17 protein-coding genes and 1 pseudogene are annotated in these 13,285 nt (G+C 73.0%); 7 read left to right on the top strand and 11 right to left on the bottom strand.

Annotated elements, in window-relative coordinates:
* Positions 1–2 precede the first annotated feature (2 nt).
* Positions 3–749, top strand: a complete 747-nt coding sequence (locus ACIRSS_RS04470; protein ID WP_400890407.1) for an SDR family NAD(P)-dependent oxidoreductase — start codon at positions 3–5, stop codon at positions 747–749.
* Positions 746–1,765: an MBL fold metallo-hydrolase gene (locus ACIRSS_RS04465; protein WP_400890406.1), complete on the top strand. Its 1,020-nt coding sequence runs from the start codon at positions 746–748 to the stop codon at positions 1,763–1,765. Before ACIRSS_RS04470 ends, ACIRSS_RS04465 begins: the two co-directional genes overlap by 4 nt.
* A 210-nt stretch (positions 1,766–1,975) precedes the next feature.
* Here ACIRSS_RS04465 and ACIRSS_RS04460 read toward each other — a convergent pair whose 3' ends face one another.
* Complete coding sequence (locus ACIRSS_RS04460; RefSeq protein ID WP_400890404.1) at positions 1,976–2,866, bottom strand: alpha/beta fold hydrolase; 891 nt, start codon at positions 2,864–2,866, stop codon at positions 1,976–1,978.
* A gap of 57 nt (positions 2,867–2,923) precedes the next feature.
* Here ACIRSS_RS04460 and ACIRSS_RS04455 point away from each other — a divergent pair, with 57 nt between their 5' ends.
* Positions 2,924–3,541, top strand: coding sequence for a TetR/AcrR family transcriptional regulator (locus ACIRSS_RS04455; RefSeq protein ID WP_400890402.1), 618 nt, complete (start codon positions 2,924–2,926; stop codon positions 3,539–3,541).
* A gap of 3 nt (positions 3,542–3,544) precedes the next feature.
* On the opposite strand, the gene ACIRSS_RS04450 is transcribed toward ACIRSS_RS04455, so the two are convergent.
* Both ACIRSS_RS04450 and ACIRSS_RS04445 read right to left on the bottom strand, forming a co-directional pair.
* Complete coding sequence (locus ACIRSS_RS04450) at positions 3,545–4,240, bottom strand: SDR family NAD(P)-dependent oxidoreductase (protein WP_400890400.1); 696 nt, start codon at positions 4,238–4,240, stop codon at positions 3,545–3,547.
* A 30-nt stretch (positions 4,241–4,270) separates the two neighbouring features.
* Positions 4,271–4,642 (bottom strand): DoxX family protein, encoded by a 372-nt coding sequence (locus ACIRSS_RS04445; protein WP_400890398.1) that lies wholly within the window; start codon positions 4,640–4,642, stop codon positions 4,271–4,273.
* Positions 4,643–4,726: 84 nt separating this feature from the next.
* Here ACIRSS_RS04445 and ACIRSS_RS04440 point away from each other — a divergent pair, with 84 nt between their 5' ends.
* The gene (locus ACIRSS_RS04440) at positions 4,727–5,230 is read left to right on the top strand and encodes a MarR family winged helix-turn-helix transcriptional regulator (RefSeq protein ID WP_400890396.1); all 504 of its coding nucleotides are present in this window, start codon (positions 4,727–4,729) and stop codon (positions 5,228–5,230) included.
* 30 nt (positions 5,231–5,260) lie between these two features.
* Here ACIRSS_RS04440 and ACIRSS_RS04435 read toward each other — a convergent pair whose 3' ends face one another.
* Positions 5,261–5,665: a ribonuclease domain-containing protein gene (locus tag ACIRSS_RS04435; RefSeq protein WP_400890394.1), complete on the bottom strand. Its 405-nt coding sequence runs from the start codon at positions 5,663–5,665 to the stop codon at positions 5,261–5,263.
* A 112-nt stretch (positions 5,666–5,777) separates the two neighbouring features.
* A complete protein-coding gene (locus ACIRSS_RS04430; protein WP_400890392.1) occupies positions 5,778–6,854 on the bottom strand; it encodes a DUF5937 family protein in 1,077 nt (358 codons plus the stop codon).
* 99 nt (positions 6,855–6,953) lie between these two features.
* Here ACIRSS_RS04430 and ACIRSS_RS04425 point away from each other — a divergent pair, with 99 nt between their 5' ends.
* Complete coding sequence (locus ACIRSS_RS04425; RefSeq protein ID WP_400890390.1) at positions 6,954–8,126, top strand: MFS transporter; 1,173 nt, start codon at positions 6,954–6,956, stop codon at positions 8,124–8,126.
* On the opposite strand, the gene ACIRSS_RS04420 is transcribed toward ACIRSS_RS04425, so the two are convergent.
* The 5 genes from ACIRSS_RS04420 to ACIRSS_RS04400 all read right to left on the bottom strand — a co-directional run bounded on the left by ACIRSS_RS04420 (position 8,123) and on the right by ACIRSS_RS04400 (position 11,149).
* Positions 8,123–8,512, bottom strand: a complete 390-nt coding sequence (locus ACIRSS_RS04420) for a hypothetical protein (protein WP_400890388.1) — start codon at positions 8,510–8,512, stop codon at positions 8,123–8,125. The genes ACIRSS_RS04425 and ACIRSS_RS04420 overlap by 4 nt on opposite strands.
* A 202-nt stretch (positions 8,513–8,714) precedes the next feature.
* Complete coding sequence (locus ACIRSS_RS04415) at positions 8,715–9,674, bottom strand: pyridoxal-phosphate dependent enzyme (protein WP_400890386.1); 960 nt, start codon at positions 9,672–9,674, stop codon at positions 8,715–8,717.
* Positions 9,671–10,315, bottom strand: a complete 645-nt coding sequence (locus ACIRSS_RS04410; protein ID WP_400890384.1) for a transcriptional regulator — start codon at positions 10,313–10,315, stop codon at positions 9,671–9,673. The genes ACIRSS_RS04415 and ACIRSS_RS04410 overlap by 4 nt, the downstream gene beginning before the upstream one ends.
* On the bottom strand, positions 10,308–10,661 hold the full coding sequence (locus tag ACIRSS_RS04405) for a RidA family protein (RefSeq protein ID WP_400890382.1): 354 nt from the start codon (positions 10,659–10,661) through the stop codon (positions 10,308–10,310). Before ACIRSS_RS04405 ends, ACIRSS_RS04410 begins: the two co-directional genes overlap by 8 nt.
* 152 nt (positions 10,662–10,813) lie before the next feature.
* Complete coding sequence (locus ACIRSS_RS04400) at positions 10,814–11,149, bottom strand: TetR/AcrR family transcriptional regulator (RefSeq protein ID WP_400890380.1); 336 nt, start codon at positions 11,147–11,149, stop codon at positions 10,814–10,816.
* Between the two features lie 50 nt (positions 11,150–11,199).
* Between ACIRSS_RS04400 and ACIRSS_RS04395 the strand changes: the two are divergent.
* Positions 11,200–11,526 (top strand): annotated as a pseudogene (locus ACIRSS_RS04395) (SDR family oxidoreductase); the annotation flags it as partial.
* A 72-nt stretch (positions 11,527–11,598) separates the two neighbouring features.
* Here the strand turns inward: ACIRSS_RS04395 and ACIRSS_RS04390 are convergent.
* A complete protein-coding gene (locus tag ACIRSS_RS04390; protein ID WP_400890378.1) occupies positions 11,599–12,249 on the bottom strand; it encodes a TetR/AcrR family transcriptional regulator in 651 nt (216 codons plus the stop codon).
* Between the two features lie 60 nt (positions 12,250–12,309).
* On the opposite strand from ACIRSS_RS04390, the gene ACIRSS_RS04385 reads away from it, so the two are divergent.
* The gene (locus tag ACIRSS_RS04385; RefSeq protein ID WP_400890376.1) at positions 12,310–13,275 is read left to right on the top strand and encodes an NAD(P)-dependent alcohol dehydrogenase; all 966 of its coding nucleotides are present in this window, start codon (positions 12,310–12,312) and stop codon (positions 13,273–13,275) included.
* Positions 13,276–13,285 lie beyond the last annotated feature (10 nt).

Raw genomic sequence — 13,285 nt, 5'->3', positions numbered from 1 at the left:
GAGTGCACCGATTCGAGAACCGGCGCGTGCTGCTGACCGGCGCGACCGGCGGCCTGGGCACGGCCATCGCCACCCGGCTGGCCGCCGAAGGCGCGTCCCTCGCGCTCAGCGACGTCGACGAGGCCGCCTGCAAGGACTTGGCGGACCGCCTCGGCGGCGACGCGGTGCCGGTCAAGCTCGACGTCGCCGCCGAAGCCGACTGGCCGGCGGCCCTGGAGGTCGTGCGCGAACGGTGGGGCGCGCTCCACGTCCTCGTGAACAACGCCGGCATCGGCAGCACCGGCACCGTCGAGACCGAAGAGCGGCACCGGTGGGACCAGGTCGTCGCGGTCGACCAGCTCGGCACCTGGCTCGGCATGAAACACGCGGGGCCCGCCATCGAGCGGGCGGGCGGCGGCGCGATCGTGAACGTGGGCTCGATCCTCGGCCGGACGGGCGGCCTCGCGAACAGCTTCTCCTACGCGGCGGCCAAAGGCGCGGTGCGGTCGATGACCATGAACGCCGCCCTGCACTGGGCCACCTCCGGCGTCCGGGTCAATTCCGTGGTCCCCGGCTTCATCGGCACGCGGCAGCTGCTGGACCGCTTCGCGAACACCGAGCGCCACACCGCGATGCTGGCGAACACGCCGATGGGCCGGCTGGGCCGCCCGGAGGAGGTCGCCGCCGCGGTCGCTTACCTGGCCAGCGACGATTCCGGCTACACCACCGGGTCCGATCTGTACGTCGACGGCGGCTGGAGCGCCCGGTGACCGCCGCGAGTCCACAGTGGAGCGAGCCGGGCTGCCACGAAGTGGCCGAAGGGGTCTACCGGATCCCGCTCCCCCTGCCGAACGACGCCCTGCGCGCGATCAACGTGTACGCGCTGACCGACGGCACCGACCTGGTCCTCATCGACTCGGGCTGGGCCCTCGCCGAGTCGCGCAAGCTGCTCGCCGAGGCACTCGCGACCCTCGGCGCGGAACTCGGCGACGTCCGGGAGTTCCTGATCACCCACATCCACCGCGACCACTACACACAGGCGGTGGCGCTGAGGCGGGAGTTCGGCACCAAGGTCTCCTTGGGCGTCGGCGAACGCCCCAGTTTGCGCCTGGTCGCCGACCCCGGCCTCGACCCGCTCCAGGCCCAGCTCGACGGCGTCCGCCTCGGCGGAGGCGCGGAACTCCTCGCCGGGCTTTCCGAGGAGCTGTCGGACGAGGAACCGGAAATCTGGGAGCCACCCGACGAGTGGCTGACCCCCGGCCGGCGTTCGGTGCTTCCCGGCCGGGAGCTCGAGGTCGTCGCCACCCCGGGCCACACCGACGGGCACGTGGTTTTCGTGGACGGCAAGGCGAACCTGCTGTTCTCGGGCGACCACGTGCTCCCCCACATCACGCCGTCCATCGGGTTCCAGGCCGCGGCCACCGAACTGCCGCTGAAGGACTACCTCGGCTCCCTGCGCGTGGTGCGGGAGATGCCGGACCGCCGGCTGCTGCCGGCCCACGGACCGGTCACCGAAAGCGTCCACGCCCGCGTCGACGAACTCCTGACGCACCACCGGGAACGGCTGGACTCGATCCTCGCGCTCGTCGCCGCCGGAGCCACGACGGCGTTCGAGACCGCGCTGCGGATGGGCTGGACCCGCCGGGCGCGCAAGCTGCCGGACCTGGACCCGTTCAACCGGATGCTGGCGGTCTTGGAAACGGGAGCGCACCTGGACGTGCTGACCGCGCAGGGCAAGCTCACGGCCACCGAGATCGACGGCGTCCGCTACTACCGGTGCGCCTGATCGCCGCCGCGCTCATCGCCACCCAGCTGCCCGGCGGCCCGATCCACGTCGACAAAGCGGCTCACCGACCGCGAACCGGGCTCCGAACCCGGCCGACCTCGGCTGCGCGGCCGGCGTGGCCCGCTGGGCCGCGGGCCGACCGGAAGGACCGCGGTCCAAGTCGGCCCCTACGGGCATTTCGTGCTGCGGCAGACGAGGGGCGCTCCCCTGTCACGCGGAGACGTCCGGTAACTGCGTCGCCGTTCTCGCGAGGATGTCCGCGGCCACCCGGTCGGGGACTTCGAGGTGCGGGCAGTGGCCGACGTCGGGGTACTCGACCAGGTCGGCGTCCGGCCGGCGGCTCCGCAGCTCCCGCGCCACCCTCGGCCCGGACACCGGATCACGCATCCCCCACAGGAACGACAAGGGCACCGGTGATTCCGTGAAAACCGGCTCGAAGCGGTCGCGGTGGGCCGCGCGCTCGGGGATGTAGCGCAGCAGCCGCGCCGTCAGGTCGGGGTCGGGGTGGCCCGCGCGCAACGCGCGGTAGTGCAGGGCGGCCAGCTCGGGGTCCAACGGGTGCCCGGGAGAGAAGATCCGGGACCAGGACCGGGTGAACTGCCGCTCGGTCAGGGAGCGGGCGAGCAGGCTCCCGAGCACCGGCCACAGCGACGCCCGCTGGATCAGCCGGGGCCGGTACTGGTCGGCGTACAGCCCCGCGTTCAGGAACACGCACCGGCCGACCTCGAACGGCAGGTCGCGGGCGAGGAGCTCCGAAGCCACGATGGCGCCGTAGTCGTAGGCCACCAGGGCGACCTTCGCCAAGCCGAGCGACTCGATCAGTGCCTGGGCGAGGTCGGCTTGCTCGAAGACGCTGTAGCGGTGCTTGCGGGGCTTCTCGGACGCGCCGTAGCCGAGGAAGTCGAACGTCACGACGGTGTGCCGGCGTGCCGCGAGCGGCTCCACCCGGGCCCACTCGAACGACGACGCGGGGAAGCCGTGCAGGAAAACCACCGGGCTTCCGCTTCCCGACACCCGGTGGAACACCGCGCGGGGCACGCCCCGGACCGGCACCGTGGTCGTCACGCCCTGCCGGTGCCATTCCGTCAGCTGGTCGGTCACGGCTTCACCCACTAACCTAGCGATCGTTAGGTTAAGGATCGGACGGGAGCCGGGCGGATGTCAAGGGAACCGAAGCGGCGGATGTCCGCGGCGAAGCGGCGCGAGGTGATCGTCGAGAGCGCGACCGAGGTGTTCGCCGAACGCGGGTACGACGGTGCGCCGATCGACGAGATCGCCCGCCGTTCGGGGATCTCGGCACCGGTGCTGTACGACCACTTCCCGTCGAAGCTCGCCCTGTTCCAGGAAGTGCTCGCCGCCGAGTACGCGCGGCTGCGCGCCGCCTGGCAGGTCACCTTCGCCGCCCCGGAGCCGCTGCGGCAGCGGTTCGCCGCCGCGCTCGACGCCTGGTTCGCGCACGTCGAGCAGCGCCGGAAGTCGATCCCCGTGCTGTTCCAGGTCGCCACCGCCGACGAAGGCGCCCGTCAGGCGCAGGTCGACGCCACGCGCGCGAGCCGGGCGGCGCTGGCCCCCTTCGTCACCGACGTCCTGGCGTCCGCCGAGTCCGAAGTGGACGAACTCGACACGGAGATGCTGATCGAGATCATCGCCGCCTCCCTGCGCGCCCTCGCGCTCTGGTGGCACGACCACCCCGCGGTGCCGCGCGTCAGGCTGGTGGACGCGGCGCTCGACGCCCTGTGGCCGGCCGTCGAACGGCGCTTACCACCGTCGTCGTGAGGGTCACCACGGCGAAATCCCGGTGGCGTCGAGGAAACTCCCGGTCGGATCCGCCGCGGTGAACCGCGCGGCCCGCACGATCGGCGCCGCGCCGGCCTCGACGGGCTGCACCCCCGGGAGCGAGTTCATGCCGGTCGCCGTGGGTCCGGGGTCGACGACGTTGATCCGCAGGCCCGGGTACGCCTTGGCGTACTGCACCGTCAGCATCGAGAGAGCCGCTTTCGACGCCGTGTAAGGGATTTCGACGAGCCGGGACTCCAGCCGGTCCGGGTCGTGGACGCGGCCGAACGATCCGGTGCCGCTGCCGACGTTGACGACGACGCCGTGGGCCGCCTTCTCCAGCAGGGGCAGGAAGGCGTGCATGACCCGGATGACGCCGGTGGTGTTGGTGTCGAAGACCGTCCGCGCGTAGGCGGCGGTCACCTCCGCCACCGGCTTCAGCTCCGGCCGGATGGCGGCGTTGTTGACGAGCACGTCGAGGTGGCCCTGTTCGCGCTCGACGAGCGCGGCCGCCTCGGCGACGGAGTCGTCGTCGGTGACGTCGAGGACAAGCGCCCGCGCTCCCAGCTTCGCCGCCGCTTCGGTGGCTTTGCCTTCGTCACGGGCAGCGAGGTAGAGGTCGAACCCGGCGGCGGCGAGCTGCTTGGCGGTTTCGAAGCCGAGGCCGCGGTTGGCCCCGGTCACCAGCGCGATGGGCAAGGAATTCCCTTTCATGCAAAGAAATCCGGATCAGAACGCGTACGGCCCGAACCGGCCCCACGCCACCACCGCCGCCAGGACCAGCAGCACCCCGCTCGGCACCAGCGCCGGGAACTCACGCCGCCGCAGGTGCAGCACGACGGCGCCGGCCATCACCAGCGCCAGGCCGGTCGCGGCGAAGGGGACGAGGATCGGCGCGACGCCGAGCACGGCGGGCAGGACCACGCCGAGGGCGCCGAGCACCTCCAGCACGCCGATCGCGTGCGGAGCCCAGGGCGGCGCGTCCGCGGCCCAAGCCTGCGCCGCGACGTACTTCTCGTGCGGCAAGGCGAGCTTGTACGCGCCGGAAAACAGGAAACCGGCGGCGACCAGGCCGGCCAGGAACCACAGAACGATGTTCACGACAGATAGTCTACTGAGCAGACGATCTACTTGGCAACTCATCCGTCTTGCAAGTCATCTCGGCCGCCACCTACCATCACGGGGGTGACGCCCCGAGCCTCCGAGCGCAAGCCGCCGGCCGACGAACCCCTCGGCCTGGACAGCGACCTGGGGTGGGCGCTGCGGGTGGTGTCCGGCGCGTTCCGCCGGACCGCCACGAGCTCCGTCGCCGCCTTGCCTGGCGGTCCCCGGGGGTACCTGGTGCTGATGGCGGTCGTGTCCGGGCCACCCCGTTCGCAGCTCGCGCTCGCCCAGCAGCTGACGCTGAACAAGACGGTGATGACCTACCTGCTCGACGACCTGGAAGCCGAGGGGTTGCTCACGCGGCAGCAGGACCCCGTCGACCGCCGGGCGCGTCAGGTGCTCATCACGGAGAAGGGAACGCGGGCGCTGAAGGAGGCCCGGGAGCGCCTAAGCAAGGCGGAGGCGCAACTGCTGGCCGATCTGGACCCGGCCGAGCAACAGCAGCTGCGGACGTTGCTGGAGCGGGTCGCGCGGACCGCCCCCCAAGACGGGGAAGACCCCGAAGACTGCCGTCTCCGAGGCTGACCTTCCGGCGCGGGGCTTTCGCCCGCGGGCTCAGATCTTGTAGAAGTCCGTGTAGTGGTTCGGCGAGAACCAGACCACGCCGGTCGTCAGGTCGACGATGATCCGGTACGCGTCGCGGGCCGCCCCGCAGGTGCGCGGGTAGACGTCGAACTCGCGGAACGAGTGGCCGGCCGGGAGCTCGCCTTCGCGGTTCTGGTAGGTGCCGCCCGCGTAGCTGCACTTGCCGCCGGGCCAGTCGTACCAGCCGCGGGTACCCGGGTAGCCCTTGGCCTGCCAGGTCGAGTTGGCCGAGCGTGCGTCGGTGCACCGCGACTGCGTGCAGGAGCTGTACACGGTGGCGTCGGCGGCGGGGGCGGCGACGCCGAGCACGGCGGCCACCGCGGTGACGGTGACGGCGAGCCGTTTCACGGTCCGGGAAAGCGTCAAGGCGGGCACGGAACCTCCTCGTCTCGTACGGGCACGGGAATGCTGGCCGACGCGCATCGCCGGAAGGGAACCGGGAACGTGCCGAACCGGTGAACTTCCGGCGACGTCCCGTGTCCCGCGCTCAGCGCAGCACGGCCGCCAGCAGGTCGGACCCCAGCGCCGTCAAGTCGGGCACGTTGACGGTGTACCGGACGTACCGCCCCTGCCGCCGCGGCGTGACCAGGCCCGCGCGCCGCAGGACCGCCAGGTGGCGGGAAACCTCCGGCGCCGACAGGTCCCACGCGTGGGCCAGCTCGCCGGTCGTGTGCGGGCCGCGGGCCAAGGTGCGCAGCAGCCGCAGCCGGACCGGGTGCGCCAGCGCCTCCAGCCGCAGCGTGACCGTCTCCAGCGGGACCGGCTCCGGCGCCGCGACCGGGTACTGCACCACCGGCTGCCACCCGGGCGCGTGCACCGCCACCAGGTGCGGGTGGCCGAAGACGCTGGGGAGGAACGTGACGCCGGCGCCGTCGGCCGTGATCGCGTTGTCCTGCAGCTTGTCCACGAGGATGCCGGTGCCGTCCGGGGCCAGGGTGACCGCGCCGGAGACCGACGCGAGCGCCGCTCCGATGCCCTGGCGCCGCAGCAAGTCGGTCTTCCGGCGCACGTCGGCGGCGAGGTGCCCGGCGACGCCTTGCCAGGCCGCGTCGAAGAACGCTTCGGCGCACTGCTCGAGGGTGTCCCGCACCCGCGCCCGCACGGCGGCCGGGTCCGCGAGCAGCCGTTCCGCGAACGCCTCTTGCAGCGCACCGCGGGCCTGGGCCAGGTCCAGGGCCCGCTCGCGGGCCGCCGCGTCCGCGAGTGGCGACGGCGCTCCGAAGTGGACGCGGTTGCTGCCGCACGTCGTGGTGAGCGCGGCGGTCACGTAGGTTTCGTCGTCGATCCGGTCCACGTCGTCCAGTTCCTCGGCCAGCGTCGGCCGGGGCCGGGCGGGCACCAGGAAGTCGGCTCGCGACGAGCGCCAGAGGAACTCCGCCTCCCGCAGCCGCTCGGCCAGTTCCGGCCGCAGCCCCGCCCAGACGTCCGCGGCCCAGCCGGCGAGCTGCGGGTGGTGCCCGGGTTCGGCCAGGACGTGCAGCATCGCCGTCAGCTCGGCCAGCGGCGAGGCCGCGAACCGCAGCCGCCCGGCCGGCAGTCCGCTGATGTCGATCCGCACGGTCATGCCCGCATTCTCGCTGGCCGCGCGGCCGGCGACGGCGCCGGTTGACGGAGTTCGTCAACCGGCGTGGCGGAACCGGTGGCCGAACGCACGGTGGACGCCATGACGACCCAGATCCGGCCGCGCGCCCTCGTCCGGGCTTCCGGCGGCCCCCGCTACGCCGTCGCGCTGGCCGTGGACGCGCTCGGCACCGGCCTGCTGCGCCCTTTCCTGCTGCTCTACGGGGTGCTGGTGCTGGGGCTGTCCGCGACGGCCACCGGCATCGCCATGACGGCCGGGGTCGTCGTGGGCCTCGGGTGCATGCCCGCGGTCGGCCGCCTGCTGGACCGCGGCGTGCGCAGCACCGCCGTGGCCGCGTCGATGCTCGTGCGGGTGCTGGGGGTCGCGCTGCTGCTCGTCACCCCCGCGGGCGACGTGGGGCTGTTCGCGACGGCGGCGCTCTTCCTGGGCATCGGCAACCAGGCGTGGCCGGCCGCCCACGCGGCGCTCGTGGCCACGGTCGCGCACGGACGCGACCGCGACGCCGCGCTCGCGGGCGGCCGCGCGCTGCGCAACGCCGGGCTCGGGGTGGGCGGGCTGCTCGCGACGGCGTGCCTGGCGGGCGGCGCCCCCGCGTTGCACGCACTGGCCGTCGGCACCGGGCTTGCCTACCTCGTCGCGGCGGCCTTGGCGTGGTCGGTCCACGTCCGCGCCCGGCCGGCGGCCACCCCGGCCGCCACCGGCGGACCCGCACCGCGGCTGCGCGGGCTCTTGGCCGCCAACGTCGTCTACGTCTTCTGCCTCAACGTCCCCGAAGTCGCGCTCCCGCTGATCCTGGTGACGCAGCTGCACGCGTCCCCGGTGTGGCCGGCGGCCGTCTTCGTGGCGAACACGGTGCTGGTGGTCACCCTGCAGGTGCCGGTCACCGTCCTGATGGCCCGCTTCGCCCGGCGGACCGCGCTGGCTCTCGGCGGCGTGGTGATCGCGGTGTCCTACCTCGGTTTCCTCGCCGTGACGCCGTGGGGCGCCCCGGCTGTCGCCGTGGTGTCGGTGGTCTGCACGCTCGGCGAGATCGTCTACGCGGGCAGCGCCACGGCGCTCGTGACCGCCCTCGCGCCGGACCACGTCCTGGGGCGCGCTCTCGCCCGCTTCCAGCTCTCCACGGGGTTCGGGTTGGCGGTCTCCCCCGCGGTCATCACCGCGCTCGCCGCCCGCGGCTCGGCCGTCCTGTGGGGCAGTCTCGCGGCGGCGACGCTCGTCTCGGCTTCCGCTGTCGCGACCGGGAAGGAGCGTTAGTTCGGCGGCTGCTGGTAGTAGTTGACGGGCCCCGGGTAGGGCGCGAAGGCGGCTCGCGCACGGCCGCTCTTGACGACCCCGATCGCGACCAGCAGCCAGGAAAGCACCGCGGCGCCGTCGAGCGGGACGCCCACGGCCAGGAAGATCACGTTGATGTCCGACGCGCTCAGGTGGTTGGCCCGGATCCACGACGGCGCGTTCAGCGAAACGAACTGCCACGCGATGCCCGCGACCGTCGTGACGAGCACGACGGCGAAGGCGGCAACGAGCAGACCGGAGACACCCCGGGCCCGTCCCTTGATGGAAAAGATCAGGCCGAGCACGCCGACGACGAGCAGCAGCACGCGCGGGATGACCTCGATGGTCGTCAACACCAGGGGCGTCATGCGTGGATCGTAAGCGGTGACGCCGTCCCGCGTGGCGCTTTCGGCGAAGGCGGGGTCAGCCTCGCCGGGCTCCACGGCCGAGACGATCCCGCCGAGCCGCAGCCCCCAGGATTACCCGGGCGAGGACGAGCCGGTCGTCCGGCCCGTGCGGATCGGCCGCACGGATCGGAGCCGAACTTCGCGCCACGGGTGACACCGCCGGCTACCGCGCGATCAGCTCCGCGAAGCGCTCCGGGCTGATGTTCCCGCCGCTGATGATCACCCCGATCCGGCCGGACGCGGCCACCTGCCCGTCCATCAGCGCGGCCAACCCCGTCGCTCCGCTGGGTTCCAGCACCAGCTTCAAGCGCTCGAACGCGAACCTCATCGCCTCGCGCACGGCGTCGTCGGACACCAACGCTATGTCGTCGACCAGGTTGCGGTTGATCGAGAACGTCAGCTCGCCCGGGATCGAAGCGGCCTGGCCGTCGGCGATGGTGCGCGGGACCGGGATCGAAACGCGTTCGCCCGCCTCGAGCGAACGCTTGGTGTCGTCCCCCTCCGCCGGTTCGACGCCGACGACGCGGATGCCCGGCTGCAGGGCCTTCGCGGCGGTCGAACTGCCCGCGATGAGACCGCCGCCGCCGACCGGGACGACCAGGGTGCCGACCGGGCCCGCGTCTTCGAGCAGTTCCAGCGCCGCGGTGCCCTGGCCGGCGATGACGTGCGGGTGCTCGTACGGCGGGATCAGCGCCAGCCCCCGCTCGGCCGCCAGCGCCTCGCCGAGCGCGACGCGGTCGCCCGTGTACCGGTCGTACGTGACGATCTCGGCGCCGTAGCCGCGGGTTGCGTCCACTTTGGACTTCGGGGTGTCCTCGGGGACGAGGATGACCGCGCTGCTCCCGAGTTCCCGGGCGGCGAGCGCGACGGCCTGGGCGTGGTTGCCCGACGAGTACGCGGCGATCCCCTTGGCCAGCTGCTCCGGCGAGAGCCGCGAGGCGGCGTTGTACGCGCCGCGGAACTTGAACGCCCCGATGCGCTGGAGGTTTTCGCACTTCATCAGGACTTCGGCGCCGACGAGGTCGTCGAGGGTGCGCGAGCGCACGACCGGGGTGCGGTGGGCGACGCCGGCCAGCCGGGCGGCGGCGTCGCGGATGTCGTCGAGGGTCACGGGCGGGGTCATGGTGCTCCTTCGGCGCGGATTTCGGCGAGGTAGGCGTAGGCGGAGGCGCGGGAGATGCCGATCCGGGCGGCGACCTGGGGCACCGCGCGCCGGACGGCGAAGACGCCGCGCCGGTTCAGGCTGCGGAAGAGCTCGAGGCGTTCCTCGCGGCTGAGCGCGGCCCACGGCTTGGCGAGACGCAGCTGGTGTTCGTCGACGATCGCGTCCACGACGGCGTCGACGTCGTCACCGAACGTCGTGGTCGGCGCTTCCGCGGCCGTCCCGACGTCGGCGAGCTCGCCGACGAGGGTCCGCAGCTGCCCGAGCGCGGTGACGTCGAGGTTGACGCACAGCGCGCCGAAGACCGCGCCGCCGCTGTCGCGCACCAGCATGGTCGAGGACTTCACGAGCTTCCCGGACGCGGTGCGGGTGACGTAGTTCAGCCGGTCCTCGGCGTCGTCCCCCTGCGCCAGCAGGCCCATGCCGATCTCGCTCATCGCCCCGCCGACGCTGCGTTCGGTGACCGAGCCGGCGATCGCCACCACCGACGCCTCCGGCCGGCGGAAGTCGTGGACGACGACTTCGCAGAAGGAGCCCAGGGTCGCGGCGATGCCGTCGGCGACCGGAGCCAGCGCGGCGAGGATGGCGTCCCGCTCAGACATCGCGCACCCGGGCGAGCGCTTCGACTTCGACGACACCGCCGTAGGGCAGCGACGCGGCACCGACGCAGCTGCGCGCGGGTCGAGGCTCGGCGAAGAACTCTTCGTAGACGCGGTTGAGGCCGACGCGATCGGCGACGTCGGTCAGGTAGACGACCACCTTGACCACATCCGCCCGGCTCGCCCCGACGGAGTGCAACGCGGCGTCGAGGTTGGCGAACGCCTGGGCGCATTCGGCATCGAAACCACCGGCCACCAGGGCGCCGGTTTCCGTCACGCCGAGCCGCCCGGACACCGCGACGAGGTCACCGCTGCGGAACGCGGCGGGATAGGGGTGTTCGCTGCTCACCAGACAGACTGTACAGAGCCTGGACGAACAGTCCAGATGACGCCGCTCACCTCAGGCCGGCGGCCAGTTCCGCAGCGCGACCTCGGCCACCCGCCGGAGGTCTTCCCGGGTCGCGCCGCCCGCCGCCTGCACGGCCAAGCCGTTCGCGATCGTCATGAGGTAGCGAGCGAGCAGCTCCGGCTCGGCGTCGGCCGAGCGGTGGGCGCCCGCAGCGCCTCGAGGATGTAGGCGCCGGGGCCTTCCGTGTAGCGCTGCAACACCAGGCGGAACAGGTCTTCTTTGTTGCCGTAGGCCGCGTACATGCTCTTGCGGGAGATGCCCATCGCCTCGGTCAGGTCGGCGAGACTGGCGCCCTCGTAGCCCTGCTCGGCTCGGCTCGGCTCGGCTCGGCTCGGCTCGGCTCGCTCCCAGAAGACCACCATGGCCTTCTGCAGCGCCGCCTCGGCACACGAGGGATCGGCCGGGCCACCGTCGCCGAAGGCGCGCACGTGTTCATCACCGGGCGGCGCGAGACCGAGTTGAAGGAGGCGGCCGAAACATCACGGACCCGGCCGACCTCGACCGCCTCTACGACGCGGTCGCAGCCCGCGGCCAAGGTCTGGACGTGCTCTTCGCCAACGCGGCCACCGCATCGTTCGCGACCATCGAGACGATCACCCCCGAAGACCTCGACCAGGTCCTCGGCGTCAACGTCAAGGGCACCGTTTTCACGGTCCAGAACGCCATCTCCCCCGGCCCGACCGACACCTCCGGCATCACCGAGCTGGTCGGCGAAGAGAACGCGTCGGCGTTCAAGGCGAACGAAGGCGCGCGGATCGCCCTCGGCCGGATCGGGCACGTGGACGAGGTCGCGGCCGCGGTGGCCTTCCTCGCGTCCGCCGACAGCAGTTTCATGCTGGGCGCCAACGTGTACGTCGACGGCGGGGAAACCAGCCCGTCACGCCGTCGGCGGGAAACCCCGCAGGGACAACGCCGACGGCGCCGGCAACGGCTCGTTCGCCGCGCCGGCGCGGAAGGACTGCAGCAGGTACGCGACCAACCGCCGGGACGCCGCGCCGTCGGCCGGCGCCGCCGTCACGAGGCCGCCGTGCGCCAGGAAGACCACCGCGAGGTCGGAGGGGCGGAAGTCGGGCCGCAGCGCCCCCGCCGCCTGTGCCCGGCAGACCAGCTCCGCCAGCCCGCGGTCGGCGCTGCCCCGCAGCTCCACGTGGGCCGCCGCGTCGTCCGGGAAGGCGGCCAGGAACGCGGCCGGGAAGCCCCGCTCCTCGCGCTGCAGCTCGCACACCGCCTCGACCAGCCGGCGGAACCCGCGCCACGGATCGGGATCGGCGAGCGCCTCGGCGAAAACCCGCGTGCAGGTTTTCATCTGCTGCGCGAACGCGGCCCGCACCAGGGCGTCGCGGTTCGGGAAACGCCGGTACAGCGTCGCCACGCCGACGCCCGCGCGCCGGGCCACGGTCGCCATGGGCGCGTCGATCCCGCGCTCGGCGAAGACCGCGCGGGCGGCGACCAGGAGGCGCTCCTGGTTGCGCCGCGCGTCCGCCCGCAGGTCGGGCCGGGCCGGTATCCGAGAAGGTGCCGCGGGCATTGTCTCTCACCTCGACCGAACCGGATGATCTCGTCCACTTGCGAGCCTACGCTCGCCGCCATGACCGACCGCACGATGAAAGCAGTGCTCTTCGACCGCTACGGCGACCCGGACGTCCTCTACGTCGGCCGGGTGCCGCGACCCGAGCCGGCACCGGGCGAAGTCCTGGTGCGGGTGCGCGCCTTCAGCGTCAACGGCGGCGAACTCGCCGCCCGCTCCGGGAAGCTCCGCCTCCTCACCGGCCGGAAGTTCCCGAAGCGCGTCGGGCTCGACTTCACCGGCGAGGTTGCGGCGCTCGGCACCGGGACGACGGCGTTCGCGATCGGCGACCGCGTCTGGGGCGTGCTGGCGCGCACCGCCGGTTTCGGCAGTGCCGCCGAATACGTGACGGTGCCGGCCGACCGGCTCGGTCCGGTCCCCGAGGGTCTGGACCTGGTGGCCGCCGCGGCGCTGCCGGTCGCGACCACAGCGGTGACCGCACTGCGGGACAAGGTCGCGCTGCGCCCCGGCGAACGGCTGCTCGTGCGGGGTGCGGCGGGCGGCGTCGGCAACGCCGCCGTCCAGCTCGGACGCGCGTACGGGGCCGAAGTCACGGCCTTGGCGCGCGCCGCCAACCTCGACTTCGTCCGCGGGCTCGGCGCCACGACGGCGCTGGACCACCGGAGCGTCCGGCTCCCGGAGCTGGGCCGGTTCGACGTCGTGCTGGACACCGCGGGCACCGGACTGCCGGACTTCCGGCGGCTGCTGGCCCCCGGCGGCCGCATGGTCACGATCGCCTTCGACCTCACCCGGCCGGTCCGCTCGCTGGGTTACCTCGCCGTGAGCGCCCGCCACGGACGCGGTCGCGTCCGCGCGTTCAGCGGAAATCCCCGGCGGACGGACTTCGACGACCTGGCCCGGCACGTGACCGAAGGGCAACTCGCCCCGGCGGTCGACCGGGTGTTCCCCTTGGCGGAGACGGCGGCAGCGCACCGCGCCCTGGAAGCCGGTGGTGTGCGGGGGAAGTACGTCGTGCGGGTCGACTGAACCCGGCGAC

Source organism: Amycolatopsis sp. NPDC101161 (assembly GCF_044768185.1).
Classification (GTDB): Bacteria; Actinomycetota; Actinomycetes; order Mycobacteriales; family Pseudonocardiaceae; genus Amycolatopsis.
The sequence above is the reverse complement of the archived record's forward strand: the minus strand, read 5'-3'. Positions and strand labels throughout refer to the sequence as shown.

Bases quoted from the DNA above. Each gene is read 5' to 3' on its own strand.
- ACIRSS_RS04415 (WP_400890386.1), bottom strand. From the start codon at position 9,674: ATGACCCCGCCCGTGACCCTCGACGACATCCGCGACGCCGCCGCCCGG.
- ACIRSS_RS04455 (WP_400890402.1), top strand. From the start codon at position 2,924: ATGTCAAGGGAACCGAAGCGGCGGATGTCCGCGGCGAAGCGGCGCGAG.
- ACIRSS_RS04385 (WP_400890376.1), top strand. From the start codon at position 12,310: ATGACCGACCGCACGATGAAAGCAGTGCTCTTCGACCGCTACGGCGAC.
- ACIRSS_RS04425 (WP_400890390.1), top strand. From the start codon at position 6,954: ATGACGACCCAGATCCGGCCGCGCGCCCTCGTCCGGGCTTCCGGCGGC.
- ACIRSS_RS04390 (WP_400890378.1), bottom strand. From the start codon at position 12,249: ATGCCCGCGGCACCTTCTCGGATACCGGCCCGGCCCGACCTGCGGGCG.
- ACIRSS_RS04410 (WP_400890384.1), bottom strand. From the start codon at position 10,315: ATGTCTGAGCGGGACGCCATCCTCGCCGCGCTGGCTCCGGTCGCCGAC.
- ACIRSS_RS04420 (WP_400890388.1), bottom strand. From the start codon at position 8,512: ATGACGCCCCTGGTGTTGACGACCATCGAGGTCATCCCGCGCGTGCTG.
- ACIRSS_RS04430 (WP_400890392.1), bottom strand. From the start codon at position 6,854: ATGACCGTGCGGATCGACATCAGCGGACTGCCGGCCGGGCGGCTGCGG.